Source organism: Austwickia chelonae, assembly GCF_003391095.1.
In the GTDB taxonomy this organism is placed as follows: Bacteria; Actinomycetota; Actinomycetes; order Actinomycetales; family Dermatophilaceae; genus Austwickia; species Austwickia chelonae_A.
This window is the reverse complement of sequence record NZ_CP031447.1, coordinates 2,660,705-2,676,921: the sequence shown is the minus strand read 5'-3', so window position 1 is coordinate 2,676,921 and position 16,217 is coordinate 2,660,705. Positions and strand designations below refer to the sequence as shown.

General features: G+C 64.5%; 17 protein-coding genes. 8 read left to right on the top strand and 9 right to left on the bottom strand.

What is annotated here, in order from left to right:
• Window positions 1–128: 128 nt before the first annotated feature.
• A complete protein-coding gene (locus tag DX923_RS11845; RefSeq protein ID WP_116115164.1) occupies window positions 129–2,552 on the bottom strand; it encodes a molybdopterin-dependent oxidoreductase in 2,424 nt (807 codons plus the stop codon).
• A complete protein-coding gene (locus DX923_RS11840; RefSeq protein ID WP_116115162.1) occupies window positions 2,534–3,580 on the bottom strand; it encodes a zinc-dependent alcohol dehydrogenase family protein in 1,047 nt (348 codons plus the stop codon). Before DX923_RS11840 ends, DX923_RS11845 begins: the two co-directional genes overlap by 19 nt.
• Before the next feature lie 71 nt (window positions 3,581–3,651).
• Between DX923_RS11840 and DX923_RS11835 the strand changes: the two genes are divergently transcribed.
• The 4 genes from DX923_RS11835 to purM all read left to right on the top strand — a co-directional run bounded on the left by DX923_RS11835 (window position 3,652) and on the right by purM (window position 7,319).
• Entirely contained in the window at window positions 3,652–4,038 is a 387-nt protein-coding gene (locus tag DX923_RS11835; protein ID WP_116115160.1) for a sterol carrier family protein, read from the top strand.
• Window positions 4,039–4,197: 159 nt separating this feature from the next.
• Window positions 4,198–4,512 carry a hypothetical protein gene (locus DX923_RS11830; protein WP_116115158.1) on the top strand — a complete coding sequence of 105 codons (315 nt, stop codon included), beginning with the start codon at window positions 4,198–4,200 and terminating at the stop codon, window positions 4,510–4,512.
• Window positions 4,513–4,569: 57 nt separating this feature from the next.
• Entirely contained in the window at window positions 4,570–6,198 is a 1,629-nt protein-coding gene (gene purF / locus DX923_RS11825) for an amidophosphoribosyltransferase (protein WP_116115156.1), read from the top strand.
• A complete protein-coding gene (gene purM, locus DX923_RS11820) occupies window positions 6,195–7,319 on the top strand; it encodes a phosphoribosylformylglycinamidine cyclo-ligase (RefSeq protein WP_116115153.1) in 1,125 nt (374 codons plus the stop codon). Before purF ends, purM begins: the two co-directional genes overlap by 4 nt.
• Before the next feature lie 147 nt (window positions 7,320–7,466).
• On the opposite strand, the gene DX923_RS11815 is transcribed toward purM, so the two are convergent.
• Window positions 7,467–7,661 carry a DUF3073 domain-containing protein gene (locus tag DX923_RS11815; RefSeq protein ID WP_006503752.1) on the bottom strand — a complete coding sequence of 65 codons (195 nt, stop codon included), beginning with the start codon at window positions 7,659–7,661 and terminating at the stop codon, window positions 7,467–7,469.
• Window positions 7,662–8,075: 414 nt separating this feature from the next.
• On the opposite strand from DX923_RS11815, the gene DX923_RS11810 reads away from it, so the two are divergent.
• Complete coding sequence (locus tag DX923_RS11810) at window positions 8,076–8,318, top strand: BldC family transcriptional regulator (protein WP_006503753.1); 243 nt, start codon at window positions 8,076–8,078, stop codon at window positions 8,316–8,318.
• A gap of 151 nt (window positions 8,319–8,469) precedes the next feature.
• Here the strand turns inward: DX923_RS11810 and csrA are convergent, their stop codons facing one another.
• The 3 genes from csrA to flgN form a co-directional block, all read right to left on the bottom strand.
• Complete coding sequence (gene csrA, locus DX923_RS17170; RefSeq protein ID WP_116115151.1) at window positions 8,470–8,916, bottom strand: carbon storage regulator CsrA; 447 nt, start codon at window positions 8,914–8,916, stop codon at window positions 8,470–8,472.
• 59 nt (window positions 8,917–8,975) lie between these two features.
• Window positions 8,976–9,374, bottom strand: coding sequence for a flagellar assembly protein FliW (locus DX923_RS11800; protein ID WP_116115149.1), 399 nt, complete (start codon window positions 9,372–9,374; stop codon window positions 8,976–8,978).
• 104 nt (window positions 9,375–9,478) lie between these two features.
• Complete coding sequence (gene flgN, locus DX923_RS11795; protein ID WP_116115147.1) at window positions 9,479–9,997, bottom strand: flagellar export chaperone FlgN; 519 nt, start codon at window positions 9,995–9,997, stop codon at window positions 9,479–9,481.
• A 404-nt stretch (window positions 9,998–10,401) separates the two neighbouring features.
• Between flgN and DX923_RS11790 the strand changes: the two genes are divergently transcribed.
• From DX923_RS11790 to DX923_RS11775, 3 genes are all read left to right on the top strand, one after another.
• On the top strand, window positions 10,402–11,292 hold the full coding sequence (locus DX923_RS11790) for a sigma-70 family RNA polymerase sigma factor (RefSeq protein ID WP_205413034.1): 891 nt from the start codon (window positions 10,402–10,404) through the stop codon (window positions 11,290–11,292).
• 877 nt (window positions 11,293–12,169) lie between these two features.
• Window positions 12,170–13,078 (top strand): sigma-70 family RNA polymerase sigma factor, encoded by a 909-nt coding sequence (locus DX923_RS11780; protein WP_205413033.1) that lies wholly within the window; start codon window positions 12,170–12,172, stop codon window positions 13,076–13,078.
• Between the two features lie 246 nt (window positions 13,079–13,324).
• Window positions 13,325–14,389 (top strand): NYN domain-containing protein, encoded by a 1,065-nt coding sequence (locus tag DX923_RS11775; RefSeq protein WP_116116305.1) that lies wholly within the window; start codon window positions 13,325–13,327, stop codon window positions 14,387–14,389.
• Between the two features lie 172 nt (window positions 14,390–14,561).
• Here DX923_RS11775 and DX923_RS11770 read toward each other — a convergent pair whose 3' ends face one another.
• Genes DX923_RS11770 through DX923_RS11760 form a run of 3 tightly spaced genes read right to left on the bottom strand, consistent with a single transcriptional unit; the run spans window position 14,562 to window position 16,027 of the window.
• Complete coding sequence (locus DX923_RS11770) at window positions 14,562–14,909, bottom strand: hypothetical protein (protein ID WP_116115143.1); 348 nt, start codon at window positions 14,907–14,909, stop codon at window positions 14,562–14,564.
• 19 nt (window positions 14,910–14,928) lie between these two features.
• Entirely contained in the window at window positions 14,929–15,117 is a 189-nt protein-coding gene (locus tag DX923_RS11765; RefSeq protein ID WP_116115140.1) for a hypothetical protein, read from the bottom strand.
• Between the two features lie 46 nt (window positions 15,118–15,163).
• Window positions 15,164–16,027, bottom strand: coding sequence for a hypothetical protein (locus tag DX923_RS11760; protein ID WP_116115138.1), 864 nt, complete (start codon window positions 16,025–16,027; stop codon window positions 15,164–15,166).
• Window positions 16,028–16,217 lie beyond the last annotated feature (190 nt).

Genomic DNA, 16,217 nt, shown 5'->3' with positions numbered 1-16,217 from the left:
GAGTCGCCACCAACCTCCGGGGTCGCCACCAACCTCCGGAGTCGCCACCAACCACCGGAGTCAATGCCCCTTCGCCCAGCTTGACTGACGACCGCCGGATCACAGTGACACCGCTCGCGACGTGCAGCTCAGCACATCGGTTCGTGCGCCTGCACCGGTCGGGACAGGCCTTGGTGGTTCTCCACTTCCACCATCGTCCACTGGCCGGTGCACCCCTGGGACATCGCGGAGCTTCCGCGGTCGGCGGTCAACACGTTCGGATGACCATGCATGTCGAGTGCACCGATGTCATGGGGGTCGTCCTGGTCGGTGGCCGGGGCTGGATCGAAGGGGTCGTACCAGGCTCCGGTCGCCAGCTGGACCACGCCGGGACGGAGCCTGTCGTCCAGGACTGCGCCGGCGAGGCAATGGCCGCGGCTGTTGAAGACCCGCACCAGATCACCGGGGGCGATATCGCGGATGGCTGCGTCCTCGGGGTGCAGACGGATCGGTTCCCGCCCGGCGACCTTGGACGAACGGCTGGTCGCTCCGTGGTCGAGTTGGCTGTGCAGCCGGGTGCTCGGCTGGTTCGCGATCAGGTGCAGCGGATACCGGTCGGCCTGGGACCACTCCGCAGGCGGGATCCACGACGGGATGCCAGGGCAGTCGGGGAGGTCGAGCCCGGCGATGGTCTTCGACGCCAACTCGATCCGGCCGCTGGGAGTCGGGAGGCGGAAGGACGACGGATCCTCCCGCCACCGGGCCAGCAGCGCAGGCGGACGCCCGGCGGGCAGCCGGAGGACCCCACGGGCCCGGAAATCGTCATAGCCGGGGACTTCGAGCCCTCGGCCGTCAGTCGTGCGTGACAGACCTGCCGCAACGATCGACTCCTCGTCCAAGGCGTCCAGGTCGATGCCACGCCCCGCTGCGAGATCCTCCCGCCACCGCTCGTACAGATGCCGCTGCCATTGGGCGCTGCTCCGGCCCTCCGTGAACTCCTGGCCGTGCCCGAGCGCCTCGGCCAGGGCGCTGAACACGTCGTAGTCGTCGCGGGCGTCGGCGAAGGGCCGTACCGCGGCCTCCATCGCGACCAGCAGGCCGCCATGTCGACTTCCGGTCAGGTCGGCACGTTCGGCGCTGGTGGTCGACGGGATGACGATGTCGGCGTGCCGGGCGGTCGGTGTCCAGTACGGGTCGTGGACGACGACCGTGTCTGGGCGGGCGAAGGCGCGGCGGAGTCGGTTCAGGTCCTGGTGGTGGTGGAAGGGGTTGCCACCGGCCCAGTAGACGAGACGGATCTGCGGGGGGACGAGCGTACCGCCGTCGTAGGGGATGGGCTGCCCGGGATGCAGCAGCAGCTCGCTGATCGCAGCCACCGGGATCTTGTCGCCCACCGGGTTGACCCCTTGAGGGAGGGAAGGCAGTCGGAGGGGGGAAGCGACCAGGCCCGGCTTGTTCATCGACCCGTATCCGAAGCCGAAACCACCGCCGGGTAAGCCGACCTGACCGAGCAGCGCACCCAAGGCGACCACGGCCCAGATCGTCATCTCGCCGTATTGCTGACGTTGCAACGACCAGGTTGCAGTGACCAGCGTGCGGGTCGACGCCATCTCCCGGGCGAGTTCTCGGATCGTTGCGGCCGGGATTCCGCAGATCGGTGCGGCCCAGTAGGCGTCCTTGACCGTGCCGTCCTGTCTGCCCTGCAGGTAGTCGGTCAGCTCGTCGAACCCGACGGTGTGCGTGGTCACGAAGTCCCGGTCGTAGCGGTCCTCGTTGACCAGGGTGTGGCAGAGCGCCAGGATCAACGCCGTGTCCGAGCCGGGACGCAGCGAGAGCCGGTCGACCTGCCCGGGAGCGGTGGGCAGGTCGTCGCCCACCGGGGTGATGCCGACGAGGCGTCCACCGGCAGCGAGGAAATCGGTCAGCGCCGACCTGGTGGGGTGGTCGCCGGTGCCGCCGTCGTTCGTGCCGGTGTTCTTCGCCGGGACGCCGCCGAAGGCCACCCACAGTCGGGTGTGCTCGACGATCTGCTCGTACGGGACGGAGTCCTGTGTGGCGGTGACCTCGGTGCAGGCCACTCGGTGTAGGAAGACCTCCAATGCCCCTGTCGAGTAGGTGTCGACGCTGCCGGTGTACCCGCCGAGGACGTTCAGGAAGCGATGGATCTGGCTCTGCGCATGATGGAAACGACCTGCGGAGGCCCACCCGTAGGAGCCACCGAAGATCGACTCGTTGCCGTGGACGTCGATGACTCGGCGGAGTTCATCGGCGAGCCGTTCGATCAGTTCCGGCCACGTCACGCGCAGGTAGTCGCCCGGTCCGGAGCCGCAGGGCCGCCCGGTGCCTCGTCGGGCATCGGGACCCGGCCCGTTCTCCCACCAGCCACGACGCACCGAAGGGCCGGCGACTCGGCTGCGATGGGTCACCGAACCGGGCAGGTTCCCCAGCAGAGGGGACGGGTCCTGGTCGCCCGACCAGGGCAGCACCCCGGTGATCTCATCGCCATCGGTAGTGACCTGGTAGGTACCCCAGTGGGCGGCCTGCCACGGGCCGTTCACACGTGGAGCAGACATTTCACGGCCCGTCGTTCATCCATCGCGGCATAGCCGGCGGCGACTTCGTCCAGGGGAAGTTCCAGGTCGAAGACCAGGCCCGGCTCGATGAGGCCGTTCAGGACGTCGTCCCGCAACGCGGGTAGATACTGCCGTACCGGGGCCATCCCTCCGGCCAGGCCGATATTTCGACGGAACATCAGTTCCACCGGCAGCCGCACCCCGTGCGGGACGCCCACGAATCCCACCATCGCTCCGGGCCGGGCACAGGACATGGCCTGTTCCATGGAATCGCCGGTCCCGACGCATTCGAGGACGGCGTCGGCGCCGACACCGGCCGTCAGGTCGCGGACCCGGTCCGCGCCCTCCTCGCCGCGTTCTTCCACGATGTCCGTCGCTCCGAAGTGGGCAGCCAATGCCTGCCGCGCCGGGTGACGGGACATCGCGATGATCCGCTCGGCGCCCATCTGCTGAGCCGCCAGGACACCCAACAGGCCGACCGCGCCGTCTCCGACGACACACACCGTGTCTCCCTCGTGCACGCCGGCGCAGATCGCCGCATGCCAGCCGGTTCCCATCACGTCGGCCAAGGTCAACAGGCTGGGGATCTGGTGTGCGTCCGGTGTCTCGGGCACGGGGACGAGCGTGCCGTCGGCCAGGGGGACCCGGACGTATTCGGCCTGCGCGCCACCCATCGGCAGGCCCTCCTGATCAGTGCCACCGAAATAGGTGAGATTGTCACAAGCCGTCTGCATCCCCATCAGACAATGCGGGCAGGAATTGTCGCTGATGGTGAAGGGGCTGATCACGAAATCCCCTGGCCGCAGACCGACCACGTGGTGGCCGATTTCCTCGACCACGCCGACCATCTCGTGTCCGATCGGACGCGGCGCCGAGACCTCGTTCACTCCGCGGTAGTTCCACAGGTCGGAACCGCAGACGCATGTCGCGACGACCCGCACGATCGCATCGGTCGATGACAGGATCACCGGGTCCTCGACATCGTCGATCCGGACATCGTGCGGGGCGTGCAGGACGGTCGCCTTCATGGGGACATGCTCCCACCACCTCCCAGGAGTTCACGGCCACGCCCACCGCTCGCGCATGCCAGCATGGTCATATGCCGCCCCGTCGCCGGATCGATCTCGCCGCAGGAGCCGACGCGCTACATGCCTGGACACTGAGTCCGCAGGGCGTCGACCGAGCCGTCCTGGCCACGGCCGTGCGTTACAGCTTGGAAGAACTCAGTGCCCGCGCTCCAGGACGTAGCGTCGAAGTCCGGGTGCCTCCTTACGGCGTGACCCAGTGCCTGGCCGGGCCCACCCACACCCGAGGGACTCCACCGTGCGTCGTCGAAACCGAGGCGAACACGTGGCTGGAAGTCGCCTCGGGCAGGCTCGGCTGGGAGGAGGCCGTGGCGGCAGGTCGGATACGCGCCAGCGGAATACGCGCAGATCTGTCTGAACTCCTCCCGCTGACGGATCCTCGCGGAGCGGACAACCCCTGACGATGCTGAGGATCATCTCCGCAAAGAACGCCTATATCTCGCATAACGGATCCTGCATCGGACAAAACCGCCATGTATCCGAATGGCGAGACCACAACGCCACCAGATTGTGAGCAATCGGTGACGGAGCGAGCGCCCTCGTCCACATAGGCTTTCCCCGTGGCCGAGCAGAAGAAGAACAACGACCAGAGTCCGCCACAGGCGGTGCCCTTGCGCACCCGGCGTGCCCCGAAGCTCACGTCCTTCCTGGCGACCGGTGCCGTGCTCGGCATGGCACTCGGCGTGCTGATCGACTACCTAGGTCCCGACACCCGTTGCGGTGACGCAGGATCCGCCGCCGCAGCCGCCTGCCGCGCCAGCTACGAACCCACCGTCTCCCTCTTCTACTTCCTCGTCCTGGGAGCGCTCGCCGGTATCGGGGTCGCCGCAAGCATCGCCGTCGCCCTGGAGTGGTTCCTCAACCGCCGACGCTGACCGGACGGGAGCTCGCGCGAGCCGGCCGAGCCACCGACCTGTGGAAGACTGACGGTCGTGCGACGTGGTGATGGTCGACTCAATCATGATCTGCTCCCCGGCGAGAAAGGCCCTCAGGACGCCTGCGGCGTCTTCGGGGTCTACGCCCCTGGTGAGGAGGTCGCCAAACTCGCCTACTACGGCCTCTACGCCCTCCAGCACCGAGGCCAGGAATCGGCAGGTATCGCCGCCAGCGACGGCCGCCGAGTTCTGGTCTACAAGGACATGGGGCTGGTCAGTCAGGTCTTCGACGAACGCGCGCTGAGCACCCTGGTGGGGCATATCGCCGTCGGACACGCCCGATATTCCACCACCGGGTCCTCCACCTGGGAGAACGCCCAGCCAACCCTCTCCGACAGCGACCTGGGCACCATTGCGCTCGCGCACAACGGCAACCTGGTCAACGCGGCCGCTCTGCGGAACCTGCTGGAGGCAGGAGCCCGCGGTGCGCAGGGGCATACGGAGCTACGCAGGGGAGCCACGACGGACACTGCGACGGTGACGGCCTTGCTGGCCGATGCCGAGGGTGCTTCCTGGGAAGAGCGGGCGATGGCGGTGCTGCCTCAGGTCCAGGGGGCATTCTGTTTCGTCTTCATGGACGAGCATGCGTTATACGCCGCCCGTGACCCGCAGGGGTTCCGTCCGCTCGTGATCGGGCACCTGGATCGCGGTTGGGTGGTGGCCTCGGAGACAGCAGCTTTGGACATCGTGGGGGCGAGTTTCGTCCGTGAGGTCGAACCGGGCGAGTTGATCGTCATCGACGAGGACGGGCTGCGCAGCCGACGCTTCGCCCCGGCTCGACCGCGTGGTTGCATCTTCGAGTACGTCTACCTGGCTCGACCGGACACGACGATCCGTGGCCGGGGTATCTACGAGGCGAGGGTCGACATGGGGCGGGCCCTGGCCCGGGAGCATCCGGTCGAGGCGGACATGGTGATGCCGACGCCGGATTCGGGGATTCCCTCGGCGATCGGGTATGCCGACCAGTCGGGGATTCCTTTCGGGTTGGGTCTGGTGAAGAACGCCTACGTGGGGCGCACCTTCATTTCGCCGTCGCAGACGATCCGCCAGCTGGGCATCCGGTTGAAGCTGAACCCGTTGCGTGATGTCATCCGGGGCAAACGTCTCGTGGTGGTGGACGACTCGATCGTGCGGGGTAATACGCAGCGGGCCCTGGTGCGGATGCTGCGCGAGGCGGGTGCCGCGGAGGTCCACGTCCGGATCTCCTCGCCGCCGGTGCGTTGGCCATGTTTCTTCGGGATCGACTTCGCTTCCCGTGCCGAACTCGTGGCCAACGGCTTGGACGTAGAAGCGGTTTGTCGCAGCATCGATGCAGACAGCCTGGGATACATCAGCCAGGAAGGCATGGTGGCGGCGACCCGGCAGGATGCGGGCGAACTGTGCACCGCCTGTTTCACCGGTGAGTACCCCGTGGAACTCGACCGCAGCCAGCTCGGCAAGGACGTTCTGGAGGTCGTCGGGTCGGGGGCGGGCCGCGTCACCGTTCCTGAGCTTTCCGACGAGGTGGGGCGGGGGTTCCTGATGGGCAACCCTGCCGCATCGTCCACCGTTCCGGCCGGGCGGCTTCGCGGCGACTCCGATGCTCCCTCCGAAGCGCACACCGAACACCATGGAGCCAACCTGTGAGCGATCAACCGATCACCTATGCGTCTGCCGGCGTCGATGTCGAGGCCGGGGACCGCGCCGTAGCCCTCATGAAAGCCTCTGTGGCCCAGGCGCAGCGCCCGGAGGTTCTGGGTGGCCTGGGGGGCTTTGCCGGGCTTTTCGACGCCTCTGCGCTGCAGAGGATGCGCCGTCCGGTGCTGGCCACTTCCACCGACGGGGTGGGGACGAAGGTCGCGATCGCTCAGGCGATGGATATCCATGACACGATCGGTTTCGATCTGGTCGGCATGGTGGTCGATGACATCGTGGTCAACGGTGCCGAGCCTTTGTTCATGACCGACTACATCGCCTGTGGCCGGGTCGTCCCTGAACGGATCGCGGCGATCGTCTCCGGGGTGGCGGCAGCTTGTGCCCGGGCCGGATGCGCATTGGTCGGTGGGGAAACCGCGGAGCATCCGGGGCTGTTGGGCCCGGACGAATACGACATCGCCGGTGCGGTGACCGGCGTGGTGGACTACGAGGACATCCTGGGGCCTCACCGGGTACAGGCCGGGGACGTGGTTCTGGGAGTGGCCAGCTCGGGGTTGCACAGCAACGGTTTTTCCTTGGTGCGTCGAATCTGCGAGTCGGCCGGGTGGACCTACGAACGTCATGTGCCCGAGTTCGGGCGGACGTTGGGCGAGGAGTTGTTGACCCCGACTCGGGTGTACGCGGCGCAGTTGCTGTCGGTGATCCGTACCGAGGGCGTTCAGATGCGGGCGTTGTCCCATGTGACGGGGGGCGGGCTGGCCGCGAACCTGGCGCGGGTGCTGCCGACCGGAACGGTGGCTCGAGTCGATCGCGGCACGTGGACGCCGCCGGTGGTTTTCCGGGTGCTGCAAGAACTCGGTGCTGTTCCGCAGGCAGACCAGGAGCGCACCCTCAACCAGGGGGTGGGTTTCGTCGCGGTGGTCTCGGCGGAGACCGGCGAACGAGCTTTGCAGGAATTGGCACGTGTGGGCCTGGACGCGTGGGCCTTGGGAGAGGTCCACGCCGAGGAAGCCTACGAGGCGGACCGGTCGTATGAGACGGTGCGCGGCGCCAAGGGCGTCGACGGCGGTGCCGTGCAGGTTGTGGGAAGCCACCCGAACTCGAGGAGCTGACCTGGCCCCTGACCGTGGTGCCCTACTGCGGTCAGGGAGATGGCCAGTTCAGGAACGACTACTTCCGTGATGGAAGACACAGCAATGTCCGGGTAGGCCTTGAGGGGTCTACCCGGACATCACTATGAGGTGCCGTGGCGAAGATCCTCAACGGCGTTTGCCACGCCAGGACTCGTAATCCTCGTACCCCTCATCGTTGTCGATGTGAGGGTCACGTTCGACGTCTTTCGCCTGAGCTCCGTGGAGCTCTCGCTCAAGCGAGCTGAAGTCGGTCTCAGGGCTGTAGTACTTCAGCTCCCGAGCGACCTTCGTCTGCTTGGCCTTTGCCCGGCCGCGCCCCATGGCGTCGACCCCCTCACGCGTCTGCCGGAGGTGCATCGCGCAGGCCCTGGGCGGGGTCAGCACGGAGCGGCTCCGGGGATTTTCATGTGTCGTGGTGCCTACCGTACATGGTGTCAGTGAATCGTCGGAACCGACGTGCCCACGCGCAGGCCTTCTCCGTCGCCGAGGTTACCTCCCCGAGCGCTCGGAAGGTGCCTGTGTCAAACGACAGTCGAGCCTGTGAAAGGCTTTCACATCTCACGTCGTCCGATGTGTCTCTTCGTTTCCTGTGTCCGTCCGCCCAGCGGACTTGTCATGGGGGAGGTGCCCTGGAACGCCGTAAGGTGACCCGCCAAAAGCGGCAGAAACTGCTCCATCTACGATCAGCAGCAACCGAATGCGCTGAGCCGACTATGCGTAGGAGGCAACCTGAACATGCCGATCGCCGACCACACCGACGCCCAGGGCGAGCTGCTTACTCCAGCAGAAGTCGCCGCTCTGTTCCGTGTCGACCCCAAGACCGTCACCCGCTGGGCGGTATCCGGAAAACTGACATCTCTGCGGACCCTAGGTGGGCACCGCCGATACCGGGCTGCTGAGGTCTACGCCTTGCTGGATGCAGCCGGCGGCCGCGCCCCAGCGGGGGCGCTGTCGTCAACAGCCCTGCCACCGGCCTGACCGAGCAGCAGTGCTGACACCGCCCGGGCTGCACCGACGGCAACATTTATGGACGTCGTCGAGGTAGCCCGGGAGAAGTGACACAGGGTGGAGGGGTTGGGTCACAGAGCTTGCTCTGTGACCCAACCCCTCCACCCTGTTGTGTCCGGGATCAGCGGCGTGAAGGCGGTGGCGCAGGTCGTGCCACGCCTGGCCGGATGGAAGCGAGGTCACGAGGCACCGAGCGAGCCGGTGTGACAGGGGCCTCGCTGCTCTGTTCCTTGGCAGGTGTCTTCCCTCCGGTGTTCTCGTTGCTCCCACTGTTTCTGGGATGCCCGCGTCGATGTTCTCGAGACTCTCTCGTCGCAGGGTCGCTCCGTTCGGCCCCACCCTCGCGGGGACGCATCCGCCTGGACAGCGTGGCGGCGGCACCGGGCGAGGTGGCTGCTTCGGCATTGGATCTCTTGAGGTCCAAGTAGACCTCTTCCCGGTGGATGTCGATCTCCGGCGGGGCTGAGATGCCGATGCGAACGGTGTCGCCGTTGACCTCCAGGACGGTCACGACGACGTCATTGCCGATGAGGAGGGACTGCTGCGGTCTACGACTGAGGACGAGCACCGCGGGCTCCTTATGTCGAGGGGGACCGCACGCCATGCGCGGCAGGCTGAATCCCTTTGTCAGCCAAGGGGAATAGTCGCACGAAGTGGCCACTCCTGGTCGCCCAACACGACCTGTGTCGCGGTGTGTGTCGCTTTGTTCACGATGATCGGCGCCAAAAGGTTGGCGACCGGTGCTTCTTCCTCGGATCCGATGTTCACGACGAGAAGGATGACGGCGTCATCCGGATTGGTGATTTCCAGTCGTTCGGCAGTTGCTTTGTCGATGATCGGGTCGTAGTCGGGGAAATAGGGCTCGGGTGTGATCACTACGAAGCCGAGTTCTTCGTCCTGGGAACTGAGCATCTCGTAGACACCGCTCTCGATCTCGACCAAGGAGAACTCGGTGGATTCCGGGAAGCCGACCATTCCGGTGGGCATGTGGACGGTGGCGGAGGTGCGCTCGGCTGTTGCGGTCATAGGTATTACTCCCTCGAGTGAATTCCGGTAGGTCCGGAAGGGACGGGATCAGGAAGATAGGGACTGTTCCGGGAGCGAAGGGGGGATGAGATCGGATGTTCAGGTCATCCGACGTGGTCGATGAGATGGTGCGAGCGTCCTGCTTCGCGGGATCCTCGGGCGGTGTACGTCGCGCCCTCCGGGGAGTGGTTGAAGCGTTCGAGAGTGTCCTGTACCGCTCGGTAACTGATTTCCAGCATGTCGGAGTTACTGCGGGACAACAGGGAGAGCTCTTGGGTGGCATGAGCCAAGGCCAGTCGGTGTTCCTCCAGGACGTGATCCCAGGGAGATGGCGCAGCCTGGGCGATCTGGCTCAGCGGGGTGTCCTGAGGTAGGCCGAGGAGATCGCACACGGGGGAGACGTCGACAACACGCATCAGCTCGGTCTCGCGGAGGCTTTCGATGACGAATTCGATCTCCTGGGTGGACCGGCCCAGCCACGCGGATCGTCCCGTTTCGATGAGGACGTTCTGCACCTCCAATTTGTAGTGGAGGGACTCGAGCAGGTCGTGGATGCGCCACAGTCCGGTTGACAGATTGGACAGGGCGAGCTGGGTTTCGTCCTTGATCCGTGGTTCGGTCACGTGGGACTCCTCTCCGTCACGGCTGCTCAATCGTCCTTTTCCGGGCGGAACTGAGTGTGCCTCCTCGATGTGCTTGATCGAGTGTCAGGTCGGGTAGCTTCCTCGGTCAGCCGTCGAAGTTATTTCGAGGAGTCGAGGTTCGGGGTTCTCGAAGGCGAAGTGCAAGGTGAAAGTCATTTATTCGCAAGAGTTTCCGGCAGTTTTGGAATAGGTATGACGATTTCTTGCAAATGATTCGGCGGCGCGGCGTGGATCGCATCTTCACCTTGAAGGATTTGCTTTCTTGTATCTATAGGGACGTCCGCCTATAGATGGTCGGTCGTCCGAATGTGAGCTGACCATTGCTTTTCTCGATCTATGGTCGCTTGTTGGGTTTTTCGGAGAATTGTTTTTCACTGTAGTGCGTGACTACAGCAGGCAAGGGGGGCCTCTCGGTGGAGAACTCCTCGGGGGATCATGTCGATGAGTTGTGTAGGGAACACCTCGCTTTGGTGTTTTTCGAAGTCCGAGCGATTTCGCTACGGATTCCCGGCCATGTGTATACGGATGATCTGGTGTCGGCCGGTATGGCGGCGTTGGCGATGGCTGCGCGGAGTTTTGATGCGTCGTTGGGGGTGCCCTTCGGCCGGTATGCGGTGCGTCGTATCCGTGGTGCGTTGTTGGACGAGTTGCGTAGTGCTGACTGGGCGACGCGTTCGTTGCGTGCGAAGGTGCGTAAGCGTGATGCCGTGCATGACGAGTTGGCGGCGGCATTGGGTCGTCGTCCGTCGGATGTGGAGACGGCTGCGGCGATGGGTGTTGAGGTCGCTGAGTTGGAGCGTTTGGATGCGGATCTGCATTCGAGTGTGGTGTTGCGTTTGGACGTGATTACCGACACGGTGGGCGCCGACTCCGTCCTGCCCTCGCGTGAACCGACTCCCGAAGAGACGATCCTGACCAGGGAGCGGCACTCCTACCTGCGTGACGCTGTCGAAGTCCTGCCTGAGCGTCTTCAGGTGGTGATTCGGGGGTGTTTCTTCGAGGATCGTCCGATGCGGGAGTTGGCGTCGGAGTTGGGTGTGACGGAGTCGCGGATCAGTCAGATGCGGGCTGAGGCGTTGAAGTTGTTGCGTGAGGGGATGAATTCGCAGTTGGATCCGGCGTTGGTGGAGCCTGCGGGGAATGCTGGTGGTGCGGTGGCGCGGCGTAAGGCTGCTTATTACGCGCAGATCGCGACCCGCTCCTCCTACAAGGAGCGCCTACGCGCCCTGGCGGAAGAAGGAATAGCGCCGACTTCACGTGACGCGGTGGGCTGAGTCGGTCCGGTGCCTAGCCGTTCGGATCGGTGTTCTCGACGAGTCATGGGATGAGCGTGCTGTCGTCACAGGGTGTTTCCTGGCCTATCCCGGCGATAGAAGTTTTGTTCAGGACTTCTGCTCAAGTCGTCTGTATATCGGACGATAGGGAGCTGAGGGAAACCCTGAACAGCGCCTGCCTACGGGAAGGCACCGGGGGCCAGGGCGGACCCTTTCTCTTCGGAACAGACCTCCTCGTCATGAGGAAATGACGAGGGACAGACGGATCACGACGGCCCCCACCGTTCGTGATCTGCGACCAGTCCCCACTGGTCGCCATGTCGGTGAGGCCTTCCCCAGGGCGATCCGACAGCCGAAGGCATCTTCCCCAGGATGCCCCGGCAGGCATCGAGGCAGCCCCACTGCCGAGATGCCGACGCAGGCCGGTCTCCCAGCCGTCCTGATGCAGGGCCGGAGCAGTATGTCTGCTCCGAGGTTCACGGAGGAGGGGCGGAGGTGACTCCGCTCCGGCCAGGCCCCCCGGCTGGCATCCAGGAGCCTCCCGGCGGTGTGCGGGCACAGCCCCGCCGCCGGGAGGTTTTTTGTGTTGCCGGATATCTATACCTGCGTGGTGTGCCGAGAGAGTTCTTTAGCGCTTACTGAATGACGGTAAAGACTTTACGGACGATCGTCCGAGATGTATTCGCATGTACTGAACGACCGCTCGTTAAAAGCTCTGGTGAGAGGCTTGCGCAAGCCTTTTCTGGAGTACCTTGGTTGCATCTAGGCGACCGTCCAAAAACTGCAGTGACTGAGAAGTATGATGGATTGACCTGCGAGTTCTCACCATTCAGACGAGCCTTGGGGGAATCTTTACCGTTTCCTTAACTTATTTGTTGTGACCGCTTCAGAATCCTTTCCCGCCAGTAAGGACCTCCCTGCAGTAGAGGTCGACATCGACACGATGTGCCGTGAGCATTTGCCACTGGTGCACTTCGAAGTAAGGGCTATTTCTTCGCGCTTGCCCGGCCATGTGTATACGGATGATCTGGTGTCGGCCGGTATGGCGGCGTTGGCGATGGCTGCGCGGAGTTTTGATGCGTCGTTGGGGGTGCCCTTCGGCCGGTATGCGGTGCGTCGTATCCGTGGTGCGTTGTTGGACGAGTTGCGTAGTGCTGACTGGGCGACGCGTTCGTTGCGTGCGAAGGTGCGTAAGCGTGATGCCGTGCATGACGAGTTGGCGGCGGCATTGGGTCGTCGTCCGTCGGATGTGGAGACGGCTGCGGCGATGGGTGTTGAGGTCGCTGAGTTGGAGCGTTTGGATGCGGATCTGCATTCGAGTGTGGTGTTGCGTTTGGACGTGATTACCGACACGGTGGGCGCCGATTCCGTCCTGCCCTCGACCAGGGACACGCCGGAAGCCGCTCTCATCGCTCGCGAACGTCAGGCCTACCTGCGCGATGCCGTCGAAGTCCTGCCTGAGCGTCTTCAGGTGGTGATTCGGGGGTGTTTCTTCGAGGATCGTCCGATGCGGGAGTTGGCGTCGGAGTTGGGTGTGACGGAGTCGCGGATCAGTCAGATGCGGGCTGAGGCGTTGAAGTTGTTGCGTGAGGGGATGAATTCGCAGTTGGATCCGGCGTTGGTGGAGCCTGCGGGGAATGCTGGTGGTGCGGTGGCGCGGCGTAAGGCTGCTTATTACGCGCAGATCGCGACCCGCTCCTCCTACAAGGATCGGATCTCCATGCCCACCAGCACGGAGACGCCCAGCGACACCCGCGTCGACAATGGCACGGTCCGTTCGGCCTGATCTGCGCACTCGTCGGTTGCGGAGGGCCTGAGGCCCCGGACCTGAGACGAGCGTACTGACGGATGCTCCAAGGTGACGGGAACGACGTAGAACCTGAGCCAAGAATCCGCCACATCAACGGTGCGGTCACACAGCGCCAGCGAGGGCCCTTACCGCCGGAACAACCAGCGGTAAGGGCCCTCGGGCTGTCTTGGACGGTTGTCAGGAGGGGCCACGGCGATTCGATTTGTGAGGGAGACTGTCACCATGCGTTCCTGCTGTGCTGTCTACGCCGACGCCGGATATCTACTCGCCTCCGTTGCCACCCGAGTCAGTGGTTCCTCACTGCGATCCGGGATCGTGGTAGATCACCGAAAACTCGTCGGAGGTATCGGAGAATTCCTCAGCGGTCACTGTGGACTGCCGCTCCTGAGGACCCTGTGGTACGACTCTGCACCCAGCCGTGGCCAGATCACCGCCGAACAGGAAATGATCGGCGTGCTGCCCAAGGTGAAGCTCAGACTCGGTCGGCTCTCGCCCAGCGGCGAACAGAAGGGCGTCGATCTGCGTCTCGGTCTCGACCTCGTCGCCCACGCCCGCACCGGCAGCATCGACGTCGCCTACCTCATCTCCGGGGACGACGACCTCAGCGAAGCTGTGGAAGAAGCCCAAGCCTTCGGAGTCCAGGTCGTCGCCGTCTCCGTTGCCGACATTCGAGGGCGAGCCCACGGACTCGCCCACCACCTGCGACTCACCGTCGATGAGGTGCTCCTCCTCCCCTCTGAGCTCGTGGACGATACGGTGACCCGCAGGACCGGCCTTCCTGTGACACCTACCGGCTCCGTCCTGCCGCAGACCACCGTAGCCATGACGCCGACCGACGCTACGACATCGACCCCGCACCGAAACCCTGTCGACAGCGTGGCCGTCCCCAGCCCGAAAGCCCTCGCCGACCTCGTGCGTGACAGTACTCCGCCGCTCTTCGCGCCCCCACCGTCCCCGACAGATCCCTCCTCGGTTCAGGTCTACTCGAGCGAGACCGGGCGCCCCACCGAAGGAATCCCTTCAGCTGAGAACGGCACCGGGCCGCACTACGCGGAAGAGATCGACCGGGTCGTCCAACGGGTTCTCCAGGTCTGGCAGCAAGCTGCCAGTAGCGAGGACGTCCGCAGGTTGTGGGCCGGGCAGCCCTCGATCCCCTCGGAGATCGATAGGGCTCTGCTGCTCGACCTCTCTGACGAGATCCAGGTCTATGACGTTCCTGAACAGGTGCGTTTTGAACTACGGGCTCGATTTTGGTCCTCGGCGCAGGAGATCCTTGCCGGTCGCTGACCGGGTTCGTGAAGACAGGCCAGCCTCATCAGTCGATGACCTGCCCACCTTGAGGGGCTCCTGGTGACTCCCACCACCCGCGATACGACGGGAGTCGAGATATGCGACGAAATCGCGCAGTGCACGACGCTTCGCTGCGCTCCGGGAAAGCGGTACAGGCATGAGGGCTCCTTCAGCAAGGCAGCCGGCGAAGGGTTGAAAACCGACAAGACGTCCGGTCAAGCGATGACATCCGGACGGGATGGGCGAAGTCCTTCGGCGTCATCGTCCCCAGATCGTTCAACACGCGGGCGACCCGCTCGAGCGGCGTCAGATAGGCCAGGATCGGATGCAGCTCGAAATCCAGCTCCTGGCAAAGAGCATGCATGCGGGCCAGGTCGTCACCGCAGTTGTCACGATAGAGGTGGTAGAGCAGCTGGACACGGGTTCGATGCTCACGACCGGTGGGCTTCTTCAACGCATCGAGATGATGGCGGATCCGGTAGAGATTCGAGAACACCAGGTTGATGTCCCCGCGCACATGGTTCTTCCGGTACGTGTCATTGGTCGCCCCGGACAATGACACCCGGAACAACGTGGGCTCGGCACGAAGCACCGGCAACAGGTCGATCCGGATCCATGAAACCCTTCGGGCGCAGACCGGTGAGCGAGCCCGCGTCCATGTTCCCCACCGCACAGGACGGACAGCGCAGATTACAGGTGCCGCAGATCTCGATCACGTAGAGCATCGACGACTCCTGTGGATGACTGTCGGCGGGAGACTGATGGCAGCGGTCATCGGGCCAACTCAGCCGTGGCACGGAGGGCTGTCGCGAGGATCCGGTCGGCCGGAGCTCGGTGCGCATAAGCAGCCCTGGCGCGGCGAGCCCTATCGTCCAGATCTGTGCCTGAACGCAGCAGCACAGCCACAGAATCAGCCAGTTTCTCGTACCGGGCGGTCGGGATGTCGTTCTCCATCCCGAAGAAACTCTCCGTGCCCGGAGCGAACTCGGTCAGTACCGGTACCTCGTTGGCCCACAAATGACTGAGCCGAACGATCTCCATGATCGCCGTCTCGTAGAAATGAATGTTGAGCACCAGTCGGGCTTCGGCCAGGACCTCGTCCAATTCACTGCCGTAATACCCGCTGACCAGTCCGAGAGTCAGCCCCAGATCCTGCAACTGGGCCAGGACCTGACGGCGACGATCGTTCATCGAACCGTAGAAGACCACGTCGTACCGAGGACGGCGGCCACGAGGAACCGAGCCGCCCATGATGCGGTGATGCCCCAAGGGGACCGCCAGACACCTACGACTGCCCCGCCCCCGCCAGAACCGAAGATTCTGTTGGCTGTAATCCCACACGGTGCAACCCGACATCGCTTCGACCATCTCGGGTGAGACAAGCCGGGTCCCCTCGTCCCCCAACTGTTCGAAGTTGTAGAGGATGGTGTCGGCAGGCAGGGAGCCGATGGCATCCACCTCGAGGACGTGCGGGGCCAACAACACCGCCGGGCAGGTCCCACTGGGCAAGCCGGAGACCACCCGAGGGCGTAGCCCCAGATCGTGGAATCCCCCCGACAGGAACAGGACCACCGAGTCGAACACCGAGGGCATGAACCCTTCCACCGGCGACGGGACCACCACCTCGATCGACACTCCACCTCCTCGACCTGCCTCAGCCGCACCCACAGCGGGTGCCGGAGTTCCAAGCCCTCATCGGCGTCCGTTCCCCGCTCCTGAGCGCCCCCAAGGCTGAACGCAACTCGAATCGTTCAAGTGCTCGTGGCCGACGTCGATGAGGGAAACGACTCTGCAACAACCGAAATGGCGACACATTGAGGGAGTG

Excerpts from the sequence above, each read along its gene's own strand:
- DX923_RS11815 (WP_006503752.1), bottom strand. The coding sequence starts at position 7,661 with ATGGGGCGCGGCCGGGCAAAGGCCAAGCAGACGAAGGTCGCTCGGGAG.
- DX923_RS11775 (WP_116116305.1), top strand. The coding sequence starts at position 13,325 with ATGCGTTCCTGCTGTGCTGTCTACGCCGACGCCGGATATCTACTCGCC.
- DX923_RS11845 (WP_116115164.1), bottom strand. The coding sequence starts at position 2,552 with ATGTCTGCTCCACGTGTGAACGGCCCGTGGCAGGCCGCCCACTGGGGT.
- DX923_RS11800 (WP_116115149.1), bottom strand. The coding sequence starts at position 9,374 with ATGACCGCAACAGCCGAGCGCACCTCCGCCACCGTCCACATGCCCACC.
- DX923_RS11835 (WP_116115160.1), top strand. The coding sequence starts at position 3,652 with ATGCCGCCCCGTCGCCGGATCGATCTCGCCGCAGGAGCCGACGCGCTA.
- DX923_RS11810 (WP_006503753.1), top strand. The coding sequence starts at position 8,076 with ATGCCGATCGCCGACCACACCGACGCCCAGGGCGAGCTGCTTACTCCA.
- DX923_RS11840 (WP_116115162.1), bottom strand. The coding sequence starts at position 3,580 with ATGAAGGCGACCGTCCTGCACGCCCCGCACGATGTCCGGATCGACGAT.
- DX923_RS11765 (WP_116115140.1), bottom strand. The coding sequence starts at position 15,117 with ATGCTCTACGTGATCGAGATCTGCGGCACCTGTAATCTGCGCTGTCCG.